The sequence below is a fragment of the Kibdelosporangium persicum genome (assembly GCF_013280595.1).
GTDB classification, from domain to species: Bacteria; Actinomycetota; Actinomycetes; order Mycobacteriales; family Pseudonocardiaceae; genus Kibdelosporangium; species Kibdelosporangium persicum.
Window position 1 is genome coordinate 90,006 of record NZ_JAAATY010000012.1, and the last position, 16,077, is coordinate 106,082.

Consider the following 16,077-nt stretch of genomic DNA (forward strand, 5'->3'; position numbering starts at 1 on the left):
GACCGAAGCAAGTTGTCCTCACCCCGAAGCAGTGCTACTCATACTGGGGAGACATGCGATGACACACGACAGCGAGCCACAACCTGGCAGCTTGAGCGAGCAGCTCAACCGCCTGTTCGAGGTGCTGCGACCGGCGCATTCGCCGGAGCGGACCTACACCAACCGCGAGGTCGTCACGGCCTGCCGCGCCGAAGGCTGGGAGCTGTCCGAATCGCATCTGAGTGAACTGCGCCGCGGGGTCAAGCAGAACCCCACGCTGCGCACCCTCAAGGCGGTCGCCTGGTTCTTCGACGTCCCGGTCGGCTACTTCACCGACCCCGCCGTCACCGCCCAGGTCGAGCGTGACCTCGCGGACCGTGAGCAGCGGCTACGCCGGCAACTCGCCGAAAGCCGGGAAGCACAGGACGAACTGCGCAACGCCGCGCGCGAGTTGCAGGAGGCGCTGCGTGCCTCCGGAGTGACGAAGACAGCGCGTCGGGACGCGGCCGGAGACGCCCGGACAGCCCGTGAACAGGCGTCGATGATGCGCGCACTGGCGCGCGCCTTGGTCGAAGACGACGACGAGGAGTGACCGCCTCGGCGGAATCCCTCGCGGACCGGTTGGACTGGCTGTTCGACGTGGTCGTCGCGCGGGACCCGGAGACCGGGACGTGGCGGCGCTACACCGACGCCGAGGTGCAGCGGGTGCTCCCAGGGCCGACGACGTTGGAGCGGCTGCGCGCCGGCGCCTCCCCGGACCCCGGCCAGCTGGCCGCGCTCGCCGCCTTCTTCGAGGTCGACATCGCCTTTTTTGGTGACGACCCGGCCGTTGTGGACCAGATCCGCGACGAGCTCCTTGTCAGTGCGTTACGTGCCTGTGGCGTACTGTCGTACCTGATCTGTCGCATGTCGGTACCCATCGCCACCCAACGTGAGCAGTTACGGCACGCGCTGTCACGCGAGCGTGCCGCCATGCGCGCCCCGGAGACGTGGCATGATGACCAACGGGTCGAGGAGCCAGGTCACGACAGCGGGACGACAGGGATGACAGCGACGCCCATGAGCATGGCGCAGCTTCACACGCTGTGCCGAAACCTGGTCGAAGACCTGGGGCTGAACGCGCCCTTTGGTCCCCATGAGCTGTGCGAACGGCTCGCGGCGCACCGGGGCAGACGCATCAAGGTCCGGGCGACGGACCTCGGCGCCACCTCCGGCGTCGGTCACCTGGCGCCCACCCGGGACATGGACCGGATCTTCGTCGAGAAGAACTCGCCCGCACCGCAACAGACGCTGGTCATCTTCCACGAGGTGATGCACATCGTCCGGGATCACCTCCAGATCGGCGACACGTTCAGCTGCGGTGTCGGTTCCGCCGAGGACCTCGTGACCAGCGCGTACGGCGACTGGCGGGAGTGGGAGGCGGAGGTCGGGGCACGGGAGCTGGCGCGGCTGGCGCAGGAACGACCGCGGCCGAACCGTCTCCCGCCGGCAGCCGGGTCCGCCGAGCAGAGCATCGCCGCGGCGTTCGGATTCACGCATGGACGTTGAGCTGGCCATCCGCTGGACCAAAGGTGTGGTCATCTGCGCGGTGGCCATCTGGGAGATCGTCCAGCTGACCCGTCGGCGGGACGATCTCGCCCTGCGCGTCCTGACGGCCGGGCTGGTGCTGCTCGCGATCGCCGCGACGTTCGGCATCAAGACCCCCGTCCTGGAGCCGATCAAGGACTTCTTCGGTCCCACCGTGTGGGGTCACATCCTGAACGGCTGCTGGATGGCCATGGCGTACTGCTGGGCCACGTTCTTCCTGCTGGCCAACACCGACAAGCCGGAGTCCCAGCGCAAACGCCAGGCGCTGATCGAGTTCGGCTTCCTCGTGCTCGCTCTTGTCGTCATGGTGGTGGTCAAGCAGATCGCGGTCGACGGCATCCGGCGGCCCGCCGCCAGCCCGGAGCGGTACCACGACTGGGAACGCAGCGCGTGGTACCTCGCCGTCTCGGGCTACGCGTTGACCGTGTACTTCGTGGGTGTCCGCCGCGCGATGGTGCTGCGCCGGAAACTGAGCCACACCTGGGCACGCGCGGCGTTCTGGATCGTCATCGCCGGATCGGCCGCCATGACGATCGGCGTGGACGCCGTAGTGCTCGTCCGCCAGGCCGGACGGCAGTTCGACACGAGCTTCGACCCCGACTTCCTGACCGCGCTGTACTCCACCGGACAGCTGGGCGGCCAGTTCGTGCTGGCCCTGGGCCTGGCTCTGGTCCCGCTGGCCACCATCGTCGTGAAGCTCAGGGCCCGCTACGAACGCTGGCAGCGCGCTCGCTACAACCGGCGGATGCTGCCGCTTTGGCAGGCGTTGACCGCTGAGTTCCCCTACGTCGCGCTTGAGGGTGTCAACGACTTCCAACGTGTCACGACCGAGATCACCGACGGGCTGAGCGAGCTGGCGCGGGACTGTCCGGAGCCGAACGGCGACATCCGCGATCCTCGCGTGGCCGCCGAGGCCATCGCCGCGGGGTTGACCCGGCGTGCCGGCCAACGGCAGGCGCAGTGGGCCGGTGACGTGTCCCCTCCCGAGCCGCCGTATCCCCGTCTCGAACCGGATTTCCCGGACTGGCGCAGCCGAGCCGAGTGGATGGTTGCCGTGGCCGGCGAACTCCGGACCCGAGGGGTGATCGGGAAGGACGCGCATGAACGGGCGTCGGCAGGCTGACGTGCGCCTGTCCGTGCTGGACACCTCACCGATCGTCCAGGGGTCCACGCCACGGCAGGCTCTTCGCGACACCGTTGATCTCGCGCTGCTCGCGGACACGTTGGGCTATCACCGCTATTGGGTGCCCGAGCACCACTCCATGCGCGGTGTCGCCAGTTCCGCTCCCGCTGTCCTTGTCGGCCACCTCGCGAACGTCACGCGCGACCTCCGCGTCGGCGCGGGCGGAGTGCTATTGCCCAACCATGCCCCCATCGTGGTGGCAGAACAGTTCGGCACGCTGGCCGCACTCCATCCTGGACGGATCGACCTCGGCATCGGCCGCGCGCCGGGCGGCTCCAAGTCGGCTGTGGAGGCTGTCCGTCCGGAGCGGGAACGGACTGCCAAGTCCTTCCGTGAGCAGCTCGGCGAGCTGCTGGCGTTCCTCGATCCTCCCGCGGACGCCCGGATCAAGGCGATTCCGGTTGTGGGTGGGAACGTCCCGCCGGTGTGGTTGCTCGGGTCGTCCCCGGACAGCGCGGCGCTGGCCGCGGAGCTCGGGTTGAGTTACGCCTTCGCCCACCACCTCAACCCGGACAAGGCGGTGGAGGCCACCCGGGTCTACCGGGAGCGCGCCGCGTCACCCACGATGTTGGTCAGCCTGTCGGTGATCGTGGCCGAGGACGACGAACGTGCCGAGTGGCTCGCCGGGTCCACCCGGCTGAAGGTGCTCAGCCGGGTTCGCGGGACGCGAATCCAGTTGCCGAGCCCGGAGGATGCGGCGGCTTACCCGTACACCGACGAGGACCGCGCCGAGATCGCCGGCCGCTCTGGCAGCGTCGTGGTCGGCAGCCCGGAGACCGTGACCAAGCACTTGCAAGGCGTGCTCGACGACACCGGCGCCGACGAGCTCATGGTGACCACTCCGCTGTACTACCACTCGGATCGGCGGCGGTCGTACGAGTTGCTCGCTTCTGTGGGCTCGCGTCTTCGGCCGGGGTCGCGATCCTCCTGACGCCTTCCGGCTGTTCCTGGATCTTCGTCACCCATTCGCGTGCGGCCGTGCACATCGCCGCCTCGCTGCCTCGGGCGTGCGCGATCACCTCTCCGTCACACCACACGATGAGGGCCACGGACGAGCGCGCCGGGGTCAGGCCGACCACCCAGCTGCGCCCGCCGTGCCGCAACGTACGCTCCGCGACGTTCCATCGGCCGCCGGACAGGACCGTGACCTGCCAGGACGGATCGGCAGCGAGTCCGGCGACCCCATGCGGTGTGCCACGACCGTCCACAGGTCCCCTTCCCTCGTCCGTTCACCTGCCGTTCATTCTAAGGACAGGTCCGGCTTCCGGAAGGCAGCCACGCTAACGCAGAGTGAAGGTGCTGATCCTCGCGTTTCCGGTGAACACCAGGTAGACGTCGTGCCGGCCGGTCGCGCCGGACAGCGAGGTCGTCGTGGTCGAGTAGGTGTACCTGTCCGATGTGGCGTTTATCTCGGCCGTGCCGATCACCCTGCCGTGCACCGGATCGTCCAGCCGGATCTCCACAGTGGACGTCCCGGCGCCCGCGGTCCTGGCGGTGAAGGTGCGGGCCCTGAGCTCGGCGTCGCTGAAGCGCAGCCAGCCGCCCGCGGACACCTCGACCGCTTCACCCCGTTGTTTGCTTTCGTCGACCAGGTCCACACCGGAGTAGTCGTCGAAGTCGATCGCCCGGGTCTCCCGGCCGAGGTTCCGTGGCGGGATCTGTTCGCCGTGTACCCGCACGGCCGAGCGTTGCCGGATGTCCGAAGCGGACGAGCCGACAAGCACGTCATGGATCGACGACTCCAGGACCCACTTGCCCCGGGTCACGTCCCAGTGCCGCAGGTCGGGCACCGTGAGCCGCACTGTCCGGGTCTCACCGGGCTGGAGGCTCACCCGCTGGAAGGCACGCAACTGCTGGTTCGGTTGTTTGTCCCGAGATGTCTGCTGGTGCGTGTAGAGCTGCACCACCTCGTCGCCGGCACGCTGACCGGTGTTGGTCACCTGGACTGTCGCCGTGAAGCTGCCGTTCCGGCCGGGCGGCGTGATCCTGAGGTCGCTGTGCCGGAACGTCGTGTATGACAACCCGTGACCGAACGAGTACAGCGGTGTGCCGTTGAAGTACTGGTATGTACGGTCCCGCTTGATGATGTCGTAGTCCAGGATGTCCGGAACGTCGGAGTCGGCGCGGTACCACGTCTGCGTCAGCCGGCCCGCTGGATTCGCCGTCCCGTACAGCACGTCCGCCAACGCGTTGCCCGTTTCCTGGCCCGCGTGCGAGGTCCAGACAATCGCCGGAACGTTCTCCTGCTCCCAGTTCAGCGTGGTCGGATAGCTGTTCTCCACCACGACGATCGTGTTCGGGTTCGCTTGCCGGACAGCCTTGATGAGCGCGGACTGACTGGCCGCGAGCGCGAGAGACGTGCGGTCGTGGTCCTCCCTGCCGTTGATGAACGGCATGCTGCCGACAACGACGACAGCGGTGTCCACCGACCGTGCGACCCGCACAGCGCTGTCGATGCCCGAGCTGACCAGATCCTTCCGGAACTTCGTCGCACCGGCAGCGTCCGGCGAGCCCAGGATCAGCCTTCCGTCCTCGGCGACCGTGAGGTAGTTGTTCGGGCCGTCCCAGGTGTTCGGCGTCTCGTACCCGGCGTACCTGATCACGACCGTGCCGTCACCGGCGTCCTCCAGCTTGAACTGCTGGTGGACGAACCAGTCCCGCGGCTGCGGCGCCTGGTTGAGGAACGGGCTCGTGGGGTCGCCGATGTTCTGGCGCTCGACGTACCTGCCGTTCGCGGCGCTGCGCAAGGTGAGTACGCCATCGCCCCAGTCGAAGGCGTCGAACTGCTCGGTCGCGCCGGAGGTCGATCCGGCGACCTTCAGGATCTCACCGTCCTCATCGGACCCGGCGGTGACGTACCGGCCCGTGCTCGCCTCGCGCAAAGCGATCCGGTCGACGGCCTCGGTGTCGACCGCGTTGGCCTGCCTGGCTTTGATGCCGTCCAGTGGGGTCACCCGGTAGGGCAGGCCACCGGAATACCAATCCGTGTAGAGGGTCCGCTCGAGCGGCCCGATCACCGCGACACTGCGCTTCGGATCCAGCGGCAGGGCGTTGTTGTCGTTCTTCAACAACACCATCGCCTCGGCCGCGGTCCTGCGGGCCAGTTCCCGGTGAGCGGGACTGTTCACCACGTCCTTGCCGATCCTGGCGTACGGGCCGCCGTCCGGGTCGAACTCGCCGAGCCGGAACCGGATGCTCAGCACGTGCCGCACCGCGGTGTCGATGTCCTTCTCCGTCAGCAGGCCTTTGGCCAGCGCGGAGGTGACGATCTCGACGGTCGGGCCGGACCGCTGGTTGTCGACGGTGAAGCTGTCCATCCCCGCCTTGAGGGTGGCGGCGAAGCCCTCCTCGTTGGTGGCGAAGTACTTCTGCGAGCCCGTCAGGTTGTACGGTGCCGAAGCGTCGCTGACGTTGTACAGCGTTTTGTCCGTCCATGTCCGCACGACGTCGTCGACGTCCGGGTTGACGGTGGCCGGTCGCCCGTTGACGAGGTTGTACGAGGACATCACACCGGTCGCCGCGTCCGCCGAGATGGCCGGCTTGAACGCCATTTCGTCGTACTCGCGCAGTACCCGGGGCCGCAGGTTGGACGAGGCGGTGTCCCGCCGGATCTCGTTGTTGTTGGCGAGATAGTGCTTGAGCACGGGCGCGGTTTTCAGGTGTGTCGGGTGGTCGCCGGTCAGCCCTTTGCCGTAGGCCGTCGAAATGGCACCCGTCAGCATCGGGTCCTCGGAGTAGCCCTCCTCGTTACGCCCCCATCGCGGGTCACGCAGCAGGTTCACCACCGGGGCCCACAGTTGCAGTCCCCAGAACCCCGGGTCCTGCGAGTGGTAGCCGCGTGCCTCGTCGCCGACCACCGAGCCGACCTGGCGAATCAGTGCCGGATTCCACGTCGACGCCAGCCCGATCGCCTGCGGGAACACGGTGGCGTTGGCGGTGACGACGTTACCGTTGGTCCGTTCGGTGGTCCACGCCAATCCGTGCAGCGCCTCCGTGCCGGTCTTGAACTCGCCGATGCCCAGCCGCGGGATGGCCGGCTGGAACTGGTGTAACAGCGAGATCTTCTCGGCCAGTGTCAACCGGTTGAGCAGATCCGCGACCCGGGCGTCGAGCGGCAGCGCCGGATCGCGGAACGGATGGCCGGCGGGCTGGGCGATCGCCGGTCCGGCCAGACCCGCCAGCAGAGCCAGAACGATCACGAGAACCCGGAAGTTCCGCATGGTCTCGCCTTTCTGTCCGATGAGGACGGACATGACATCGCCGCGTCGTCGCGACTATCATCACCAAGTGGTCACCATCGCAGATGTCGCCCGCGCGGCCGGGGTTTCGCCGAGCACGGTGTCCTATGTGCTCTCGGGCAAGCGGTCGATCTCCGAAGAGACCCGCCGCCGGGTCCAGCGCAGCATCCGGCAACTGGGCTATCACCCGAATGCCGGTGCGCGGGCGTTGGCCAGCAGCCGCAGCAACGTCCTGGCCGTGGTGATCCCGTTGCGGACCGACCTGAACGTGCCGGTGGTCATGCAGTTCGTCGCGGCCGCCGTGACCGAGGCGCGGACCCATGACCACGACGTCCTGTTGCTGACCAAGGACGAAGGGCCGGAAGGCCTGCGCAGAGTGGCCGCGTCGTCCATCGCCGACGCGTTGATCGTGATGGACGTGGAGGCCGCCGAGCCGCGGCTGCCCGTGCTGCGGGCGCTGGACCGGCCGGTCGTGCTGATCGGCGTGCCGGACCAGCCAGGTGACCTGACGTGCGTCGACCTCGATTTCACGGCGGCCGGTTCGGCCTGCGTGACCCACCTGGCCGACCTCGGGCACCGGGAGATCGCGTTGATCGGCCCGTCCCCCGAGGTCTACAAACGCGGCACCAGCTACTCGGGCCGTTTCCTGCACGGATTCCAGCGAACCGCCGGCGAACGGAAGGTGCGCGCCGCGTCCTTCCCGTGCCCGCCGTCGTACGACGGGCTGCGCGAGCGTCTCGACGAAGTGTTCACGCGTCATCCCGGCGTCACCGGCCTGGTCGTGCACAACGAGGCGATACTGGGACCTCTGCTCTCGGAGCTGGGCCGCCGGGGCAAGCAGGTGCCGCGGGACATCTCGGTGCTCGCGGTGTGCCCGGAGGACATGGCCGAGGCGCACGCGATACCGCTGACCTCCATCGCTCTGCCGACGGCGGAACTGGGCAGCCTCGCCGTGGAGATGGCGATGCGCCGGCTCGGCGGCGGGACCGTCCAGCCCGAGGTCCGGCTGTTGTCACCCACGTTGATCGACCGCGGCAGCACCGGTCCAGTGATTGCCTAGCGCCACCAGGCCGGCCGGCGCCAGCGCACCGGGCTCGGTGGCGATCACGGCCAGCACCAGCGTGTTGGACCTGCCCAGCACCCCTGCGGGGAGCACGAAGTCGCGCTGGGGCGCGTCCGGCATGTACTGGCCCATGTTCCAGCCGTTGACGAACACGAACGCCCGATACTTCCGGTCCGGCTGGTCGCCGAACCGCACCGCGATCGGGACGTCCTGGTCCGCGGGCAGGTCGAGCCGGAACGTGGTGCGGTACCACGAAACACCAGTCGGCATCGTAGCCGGTGCGGGCTGCCAACGGCTGTGACGATCCGGCAGGTGCCATCCCGCGCGCTCGCCGTACAGGCCGCCTGTGTTCAGCGGGCCGCGTTCGGCGTCGTTGTCGTTCGCGCCCCGGATCTGCCATGAGATCTTCGCGTCGTCCACCGTGACACCGAAAAGACCTCGCGGCTGCTTGAACCTGGTGTCGTCAGCCGTCCAGTCGTCGTTGTGGCCCATGTTCGTGACCAGCACGGACAAGGTGGCCGTGCTCCCCGTCGCCAACAGGTCCGGCGGGATGGCGAAATCGCCGCGGCCAGGGTCCTGGTTGACCGGTGGTTCGGAGTCGGCCTGCGTACCGCCCGCCGCCGAGCCGAGGTAACGACCGTTGAGCCACACGAGGTAGTTCCCGCGTCTGCCGGTGATCGCGTTGACCGACACCGTCTTCTCGTCCCCGCTCGCGGTGAAGGTGCCGCGATACCACACGTTCCCGTAGTGGTAGCCGTACTCGTCCGCGTACAGCACCGGCAGCGTCTTCGGTTTGATCGGGCTGGCTGTCGTGGTCTTGTCCGCGACCGTCCACCCCGAGTCGCCGAACGCGGGCGGCTCGGCCCGGTACTGCCATGAGGACAACGCGGGCAGCGTGACCGGCCGTGGCCCGGAAAGCCTGCCGCTCAACGAACCGCTCGGCGTTCGCCGCGTCGTGACAAGCCTGCCGTCCACGACCACCCTGCCGGCGGGGGCGAATGTCTCGATCTCCCCGGCCTGGTCCATGTCGGCTCGCAGCACCAACCAGTCACCGGCGACGGCCGCCGACCGCACCAAGGACGGCCCACGAACCAGCACCGGCCCGGCCGCGGTGTCCATCCGCCAGAACTGCGCCGCGGTCTGGTCGGTGCCGAGCATCAGCAGCATCGGCGGCCGGCCGCCGCCGGAGACCAGGACCCTGGCCAGACCGGAATGGGTGTAGTCCAGCCGCAGATCCTTGCCGCCGAAGGAACTCCGCACCGTGCCTTCGAGGACTCGCACGTCCGGAGCTGAGCTGTACCGCAGGACCGTGGAACCTTGTTCACCGTCACGTCCGTACAGCACGGCGACATCACGGCCCCGCACTGTCACGTGCGTCAGGATCTCGGAGTTCGACCACACGAGACGTTGCCCGCCGAGGTCGTACCCGGCCACCAGGATCTTGGCGTCGCGTCCGTTGACCCGTACCGGAACTGTGTAGGAGCCGTCTGGTGTCGACCAGTCCAGCGTCGTCGACACGTCGGCCGACGTCCGCCGGTCGGCATGCCGGACGAGCACGAACTGCGTTGCCGTGTCCGGGTTCGCCCGTGCCTGGGTGAACACGGCCGGATCGGCGGGTGCGGGCGGCGCGATGGTGTCGGTCTTGGCCAGGGGTTTGATCGTGGTCATCAGGTAACCCTGGCGCTTGAACTCGTCGTACTTCGCGGTCAGCCCACGAGATTCGGTGATCGCCGCGCCGTAGTCGTACGAGGTGTAGACGTCGTTGGGCTGCGGCAGCCATCCCCATGAGGTTCCACCGTGCAGCATGTAGTAGCCGTACATGGTGGCACCGCTGGCGATGATGTTGGACTTGTAGTACACCTTCATGTAGTCCGGACCGGTCAACTCCCGGCACTTCTCGTACCCGGCGTTGTTCAGATCGATCGCGCCTGCCTGGTACTCCGCCGCGTACACCGGGGCGTCGTCGCGCAGCCGCCGTGTCACGCCGTCACCCCAGGTTCCCCACGTGCCCGGGTCCTGGCAGTTGAAGGCCTGCGGGTAGTCGTCGACACCGGGGATCTGCACGGCGCCTTGACCGGACGACCAGTTCGCCAGGTTCCCGCCGCAGCAGTTGTTGTGCACGATGGGCACGTCGATCCCGTCCGCGCGGGCGTTCTCCTGTAACTGCTGCATGTAGAGCGGGTCGACGTTGACCGCGTATTCGTTCTCCACGTTGTAGGCGATCACCGACCCGCCCCTGGTGACCTGATGGCGCGCCAGGATGGGATTGATCCGGCTGAGCCATTCCCGGTAGGCCGCGGTGTATCCGGGATCGCTGGACCGGGCCCGCCCGTCGACCGTCTTGAGCCACGCGGGAAACCCGCCGCCCGTGGTCTCCGCGTTGATGTAGGGCCCGGGCCGCGCGACCACGTACAGTCCGAGTTCCTCGGTCAGCCGCAGCAGCCGTTCCACGTCACGGATTCCGGTGAAGTCGTACACGCCGGGTGCGGGCGAATGGTATCCCCAGTGGAAGTACAGCGAGACACCGTTGAACCCGGCTGCCCGGATCTTCTCCAGCACGTCCCGCCAGAGCCCCGGGCTGGGCAGCCGGAAGTAGTGGAACTCACCGGACCACAACACCACCCGGCGACCGTCCACAGTGAGCGAGTAATTGTCGTACGCCACGGTGTGGCCGCGCGCCTGGCCGGCGGCGGCGACGGGCGCGGCGATCAATCCCACCAGCATCAGCACCGCCATCACGATCCTCATTGGACGTCCTCGATCGTGCACGCGTCGCCGGTTCCCGGGATCGGGTCCTCGCCGTCGGGGAACGCGACCTGCCACTCCGAAGGCGGCGAGTCCACGTCGACCTGCAGCCGGTTTCCGTTCCGGTGCGTGTGGAACGTGGAACCACCGACCGTGGTGGTCACCCGGGCCCCGTCCGCGAGCTGATAGACCTGCAGGGTCACGCCCTCGGCATAGTCGTAGTCCGGCCGGGCGTCGACCGCTCCGAGGGGCAGGACTGTGTTGGGACGCACCAGCAACGGGACCGTGCGGAAGTCGCAGGTCATCGTCACCCAGCGGCCGCCGTGGATCTCCGTGCCGGTGAAGAAGTCGGTCCAGACACCGTCCGGCACGTAGAACGAGACCTTGCCGTCGTCGGAGAACACCGGCGCGACCAGAAGACTGTCGCCGAGCATGTACTGCCGTTCCAGGTACGTGCACGCCGGATCGTCCGGGAACTCCAGCGCCATCGCGCGCATCATCGGCGTTCCCTCGGTGCTGGCCTGCAAGGCCGCGTGGTGCAGGTACGGCATCAACCGCGCCTTGAGCTTCGCGAAGATCCGCAGTACGTCGACCGCTTCCTCGTCGAACAGCCACGGCACGCGGTAGGAGGAACTGCCGTGCAACCGGCTGTGCGAGGACAACAGGCCGAAGGCGATCCACCGTTTGAACAACGCCGCGTCCGGGGTGCCCTCGAAGCCGCCGATGTCGTGGCTCCAGTACCCGAAGCCGGACATGCCCAGCGAAAGCCCGCCGCGCAGGCTTTCCGCCATGGATTCGTAGGTCGATTCACAGTCCCCGCCCCAGTGCACCGGGAACTGCTGCGACCCCACGGTCGCCGAACGGGCGAACACCACCGCCTCCCCGTCGCCACGTCGTTTGCGCAGCACCTCGAAGACGGTCTGGTTGTAGAGGTACGTGTAGTAGTTGTGCATCCGTTCCGGGTCGGAGCCGTCGAAGTAGACCACGTCGGTGGGAATGCGCTCGCCGAAGTCGGTCTTGAAGCAGTCCACGCCCTGATCCAGCAGAGCCTCCAGTTTGGACGCGTACCATTCACGCGCGGACGGATTGGTGAAGTCCACCAGTGCCATTCCCGGTTGCCACAGATCCCACTGCCAGACGTCACCGTTCGGCCTGCGCAGCAGGTAACCGCCGTCGACGCCTTCGGCGAACAGCGGAGAGCGTTGCCCCACATAGGGATTGATCCATACCGAGATGCGCAGATCACGTGCCTTCAACCGGTCCAGCATGCCGACCGGGTCCGGGAACGTCCGCGGATCCCACTCGAAGTCACACCAGTTGTACTCGCGCATCCAGAAGCAGTCGAAATGGAACACGCTCAGCGGCAGGTCACGCTCGATCATGCCGTCGATGAACCCCGACACCGTCTTCTCGTCGTACGACGTGGTGAAGGACGTCGACAACCACAACCCGAACGACCACATCGGCGGCACGGGCGGCCTGCCGGTCAGCAGCGTGTACTTGTGCAGGATCTCCTTGGGGCTCGGGCCGTAGATGATGTAGTACGCCAGCGACTGGCCCTCGACGCTGAACTGCACACGGGACACGGCTTCCGACGCCACTTCGAACGAGACACGGCCCGGGTGGTCGACGAAGATCCCGTACCCCGCGTTCGTCAGGTAGAACGGGACGTTCTTGTAGGCCTGTTCACTGCTCGTGCCCGCGTCGGCGTTCCAGATGTCCACCACCTGGCCGTTGCGCACCAACGGCCCGAACCGCTCGCCCAGTCCGTAGACCACCTGTCCGACACCGAGGTTCAACTGTTCCCGGACGTAGTGCCTGCCGTCGAGGCTCATGAAGCCCATCCCCTTGGCAGCGCTGGTGGTCAGCACCTGGTCGCCGGCCAGGAAGTCGATCCGCCAGTCCCGGCTGACCCGGACCGACAGCGAGCCCGCGGTCAGCGTGTCCTCGGTGAGCCGCACGTCGTGGTCCGCGCCGGCCAGCCCGAACCGCGGCTCTTTCGGCCGTTCACCTTCGAAGTGCGTCAGGCTCACGCCGATCACGTCCGGCATCGGCGACGAGAAGCGGACCGTGGCCACCGGGCCTTTCAGCAGGTCACCGCGGTGCCGGATGGGATGGGTCGGGGCGTGCACGACGATCTGCCCGTCCGCGGGCGTGATGTCGTACACCTCGACCGGATGTGCCGCCTGGACGCCGTCGCGCAGCAGCCAGTATCCGTTGCTGAACTTCATTTGACCGCCCCTGCCGTGATGCCCCGTGTCAACGTGTGCTGGAAGATCAGGAAGAACGCGATCGCCGGGATCACCCCGAGCAGCGCCGACGCGCTGGTCATCGTCGCGTCCATCAACCGTTGGCCCTGCAGCACACCCAGTGCGACCGGCACGGTCTGGGTGTCGTTGGAGATCAGTAGGACCAGCGGCAGGAAGAACTCGTTCCAGGTCCAGATGAAGAAGAACACGAACAGCACGCCCAGCGTCGGCCGGGAGATCGGCACCACGATCCGCACCAGGGCCTGCCACTTGTTCGCGCCGTCGATCCGCGCCGCCTCGAGCAGTTCGCCCGGGAACCCGGTGAACGTCGAGGACAGCAGGTAGGTGCCGAACGCGGCCTGGACGATGGTGAAGATGATGATCACGCTGAGCTGCGTGTCGTACAGCCCGGATTCCTTGGCCAGGAAGTACAACGGGTAGACCAGCGCTTCCTGCGGCAGCGTGTTCGCCACCAGGAAGGCGATCAGAATCCACAGGCGGCCGCGGATCCGGCCGATGCCCAGCGCGTACGCGTTCAGCACCGACACGACGACCGCGAGCACCGCGACCGATCCGCTGATGACGAAGCTGTTCAGCAGTTTCTGGCCGAAGTCGACCCGGTCCCAGAAGTCGGCCAGGCCCTGCAGGCTGATCCCGTCCGGCAGGGCCAGCGGTCCTTCGGCCGCGTACTGGGTGGGCGATTTCAGCGCGTTCATCGCCACGATCACGAACGGCGCCAGCATCACCACCGCGAGCACGATCACCGACCAGAGCACGGCGTGCCTTCTCATCCGCGTTCACCCCGGTTCTGCACGCGCAGGAACACCGCGGTCAGGATCAGGATCAGCACGGTGAGCACGGTCGCGATCGCCGCGCCGTAGCCGACCTGGGTCTTCTCGAAGAAGTTCTGGAACGAGAAGTACGAGGGCACGTTCGTCGCCCCGCCGGGTCCGCCGCGGGTCAGCACGTAGATCGGCCCGAAGACCTTGAGCGCGGCGATCGTGCACGTCAGCAGGACCACGAAGATCTCCGGCCGGATCTGTGGCACGGTCACGTGCCAGAACCGGCCCCACCACGACGCGCCGTCCAGTTCGGCCGCCTCGTACAGCGACGGGTCGGCCCGCTGCATCCCGGCCATGAAGATCACGACCGGGTACCCGATCTGAATCCACAGCAGCACGCCCATCACGCTCCACAGCGCGACATCCGGATCACCGAGCCAGTTGTGGCCCAGCGAACCGAGGCCCACCATGCCGAGGAACTCGTTGAGCGCGCCCTCCGGGGCCAGAATCCAGCTCCACACGATGCCCGCGACCGCGATCGGCAACACCTGCGGCAGGTAGATACACGCCCGCAGCACGCTGGCCGCCCTCGGCCCGAACCGCTTGCCGATCACGTCGAACAAGGCGGCCGCGACGACCAGGCCCACGATCGTCGGCAGGATCGCCATCGCCACGACGAGCCCGAGGTTGTGCCGGAACGAGGCCCAGAACGTCTCGTCGGCGAACAGCCGCGTGTAGTTGTCCAGCCCGGTCCACTTCGGATCACCGACGCCCTGCCACTGGGTGAAGCTGATGCCGATGTTCATCACGAACGGCACCACGATCACCGCGAGCAGCAGCACCGCGCCGGGAATCAGGAACAGCAGGTAGGACGCCTCGCGGCGCGGCCTGGGTGGCGCCGCGGGGGCGTCAGGTGGTCGCGCCGTGGCGTGGGCGGCGAGCGTGTCCAAGCGGTTCATCTGCCGACGTTCGCCAGGTTCTCCTGGTACGGCCTGGCCAGCTCGTCCATCACCTGGTGCGGGTTGGCCGTGCCGGTGATCAGCTTCTGCACCGCGGAGACCTGCACGTCGTAGTACCCGGGCGCGGGCCAGTCCGGGTAGAACGCCAATCTGTCCTGTGTGGACAGCGTCTTGAAGTTGTCGGTGACTTCCTTGATCTGGGGCGCGGCCGTCGACGGCGTCCCGGTGTCGATCAACGGCACGCCGCCGGCATCCCGCAGCTTGTCCTGGATCTGCGGGGACATCGTGATGGCGATGAAGTCGTACGCCAGGTCCTTGTTCTTCGACCCGGCGGGCACGACCCACATGTTGCCCGCGGATCCGGCGGTCAGCCCCGGCCACAGGAACGAGCCCCACTGGAAGCCCTTGATCCCGGCCGCCAGCCTGCCGTACCACCAGCTGCCGCTGATCATGATCGGGTGCTTGCCCTGCATGAACGCCACGCCCATGTCCTCGGCCTTCATCCCGGCCGAGTCCTTGCTGATGTACCCCTTGTCCACCCAGTCGGCGAACGTGCTGGCACCGTGCATCCAGGCCGCGTCGTGGAAGTCCACCGGTCCGGTGTAGCGCTGGAACCGGTCCACCCACTGCTTGTTCGCCTTGGACAGGGCAAGCTGGTACATGATCTGGTGCGCCGGGTATTCGGCGCCGCCGACGGCCAGCGGCGTGACACCGGCGGCGACGAACTTGTCCATCGCCGCCGTCAACTCCTCGACCGTGCCGGGCACCGAGATGCCCTGCTGGGCGAACATGTCCTTGTTGTAGAAGACCATGACGTACTCGGCGTAGTTGGGGACGCCGTACCACTTGCCGGACCCCATCACGCCTTTCTCGTCATACCGGGCCGTGGTCTGGATGCCCGCGCTCATCTGCTTGTCCCAGCCGCGCTTGGTGACCTCGTCGCTGATGTCGGTCAGCAAGCCCTGCTTGGAAAGCAGCCCCGCGGTGGCGTTGCCCTTGTTGTACTCCATGACATCCGGCGCGTCACTGGAGTTGAGCACCATCGGCGCGGTCTTCTGGATCTGTTCGAAACCCTTCTCCTCGAAGGCGACCTTCACCCCGGGATGGGTGGCTTCGAACTGCCTGATCGCCTCGGCCCACGCCACCCCCATCGCACTGTCCGGTCCTTCGTAGTGCCAGAGTTTCAACGTCCTCGGGCCGTCGTCGTCACCCGGCCCGCAGCCGCTGACCGCGAGCACGGCCACCATCGCGGCCGCGAGTAACCGCTTGGACATCCAGATCCCTCCAGTGTT

The 16,077-nt window shown here is 67.4% G+C and carries 11 protein-coding genes; 5 read left to right on the forward strand and 6 right to left on the reverse strand.

The window, feature by feature from the left end; genetic code table 11:
• Window positions 1–58 precede the first annotated feature (58 nt).
• From GC106_RS22120 to GC106_RS22135, 4 genes are read left to right on the forward strand one after another with little or no spacing between them, the layout of a single operon-like run.
• On the forward strand, window positions 59–571 hold the full coding sequence (locus tag GC106_RS22120; RefSeq protein ID WP_173133859.1) for an XRE family transcriptional regulator: 513 nt from the start codon (window positions 59–61) through the stop codon (window positions 569–571).
• A complete protein-coding gene (locus tag GC106_RS49380; protein ID WP_173133861.1) occupies window positions 568–1,527 on the forward strand; it encodes an ImmA/IrrE family metallo-endopeptidase in 960 nt (319 codons plus the stop codon). The genes GC106_RS22120 and GC106_RS49380 overlap by 4 nt, the downstream gene beginning before the upstream one ends.
• Complete coding sequence (locus tag GC106_RS22130) at window positions 1,517–2,689, forward strand: MAB_1171c family putative transporter (RefSeq protein WP_173133864.1); 1,173 nt, start codon at window positions 1,517–1,519, stop codon at window positions 2,687–2,689. Before GC106_RS49380 ends, GC106_RS22130 begins: the two co-directional genes overlap by 11 nt.
• Window positions 2,667–3,680 carry an LLM class flavin-dependent oxidoreductase gene (locus GC106_RS22135; protein WP_173133867.1) on the forward strand — a complete coding sequence of 338 codons (1,014 nt, stop codon included), beginning with the start codon at window positions 2,667–2,669 and terminating at the stop codon, window positions 3,678–3,680. The genes GC106_RS22130 and GC106_RS22135 overlap by 23 nt, the downstream gene beginning before the upstream one ends.
• 349 nt (window positions 3,681–4,029) lie before the next feature.
• On the opposite strand, the gene GC106_RS22140 is transcribed toward GC106_RS22135, so the two are convergent.
• Window positions 4,030–7,002, reverse strand: coding sequence for a glycoside hydrolase family 3 protein (locus tag GC106_RS22140; RefSeq protein WP_246366551.1), 2,973 nt, complete (start codon window positions 7,000–7,002; stop codon window positions 4,030–4,032).
• 34 nt (window positions 7,003–7,036) lie between these two features.
• Here GC106_RS22140 and GC106_RS22145 point away from each other — a divergent pair, with 34 nt between their 5' ends.
• Window positions 7,037–8,047, forward strand: a complete 1,011-nt coding sequence (locus tag GC106_RS22145) for a LacI family DNA-binding transcriptional regulator (protein ID WP_173133870.1) — start codon at window positions 7,037–7,039, stop codon at window positions 8,045–8,047.
• On the opposite strand, the gene GC106_RS22150 is transcribed toward GC106_RS22145, so the two are convergent.
• The 5 genes from GC106_RS22150 to GC106_RS22170 are packed head-to-tail and all read right to left on the reverse strand — an operon-like array spanning window position 8,000 to window position 16,059.
• Window positions 8,000–10,798: a beta-galactosidase gene (locus GC106_RS22150; RefSeq protein ID WP_173133873.1), complete on the reverse strand. Its 2,799-nt coding sequence runs from the start codon at window positions 10,796–10,798 to the stop codon at window positions 8,000–8,002. The two genes, GC106_RS22145 and GC106_RS22150, sit on opposite strands and share 48 nt — an antisense overlap.
• A complete protein-coding gene (yicI, locus tag GC106_RS22155) occupies window positions 10,795–13,026 on the reverse strand; it encodes an alpha-xylosidase (RefSeq protein ID WP_173133876.1) in 2,232 nt (743 codons plus the stop codon). Before yicI ends, GC106_RS22150 begins: the two co-directional genes overlap by 4 nt.
• On the reverse strand, window positions 13,023–13,835 hold the full coding sequence (locus tag GC106_RS22160) for a carbohydrate ABC transporter permease (protein WP_173133879.1): 813 nt from the start codon (window positions 13,833–13,835) through the stop codon (window positions 13,023–13,025). The genes yicI and GC106_RS22160 overlap by 4 nt, the downstream gene beginning before the upstream one ends.
• Entirely contained in the window at window positions 13,832–14,785 is a 954-nt protein-coding gene (locus GC106_RS22165) for a carbohydrate ABC transporter permease (RefSeq protein WP_173133882.1), read from the reverse strand. The genes GC106_RS22160 and GC106_RS22165 overlap by 4 nt, the downstream gene beginning before the upstream one ends.
• Window positions 14,782–16,059: an ABC transporter substrate-binding protein gene (locus GC106_RS22170; RefSeq protein WP_173133885.1), complete on the reverse strand. Its 1,278-nt coding sequence runs from the start codon at window positions 16,057–16,059 to the stop codon at window positions 14,782–14,784. Before GC106_RS22170 ends, GC106_RS22165 begins: the two co-directional genes overlap by 4 nt.
• Window positions 16,060–16,077: the final 18 nt, after the last annotated feature.

Coding starts and splice junctions, on each gene's coding strand:
- GC106_RS22120 (WP_173133859.1), top strand. CDS start 59: ATGACACACGACAGCGAGCCACAACCTGGCAGCTTGAGCGAGCAGCTC.
- GC106_RS22130 (WP_173133864.1), top strand. CDS start 1,517: ATGGACGTTGAGCTGGCCATCCGCTGGACCAAAGGTGTGGTCATCTGC.
- GC106_RS22135 (WP_173133867.1), top strand. CDS start 2,667: ATGAACGGGCGTCGGCAGGCTGACGTGCGCCTGTCCGTGCTGGACACC.
- GC106_RS22140 (WP_246366551.1), bottom strand. CDS start 7,002: ATGTCCGTCCTCATCGGACAGAAAGGCGAGACCATGCGGAACTTCCGG.
- GC106_RS22150 (WP_173133873.1), bottom strand. CDS start 10,798: ATGAGGATCGTGATGGCGGTGCTGATGCTGGTGGGATTGATCGCCGCG.
- yicI (WP_173133876.1), bottom strand. CDS start 13,026: ATGAAGTTCAGCAACGGATACTGGCTGCTGCGCGACGGCGTCCAGGCG.
- GC106_RS22160 (WP_173133879.1), bottom strand. CDS start 13,835: ATGAGAAGGCACGCCGTGCTCTGGTCGGTGATCGTGCTCGCGGTGGTG.
- GC106_RS22165 (WP_173133882.1), bottom strand. CDS start 14,785: ATGAACCGCTTGGACACGCTCGCCGCCCACGCCACGGCGCGACCACCT.
- GC106_RS22170 (WP_173133885.1), bottom strand. CDS start 16,059: ATGTCCAAGCGGTTACTCGCGGCCGCGATGGTGGCCGTGCTCGCGGTC.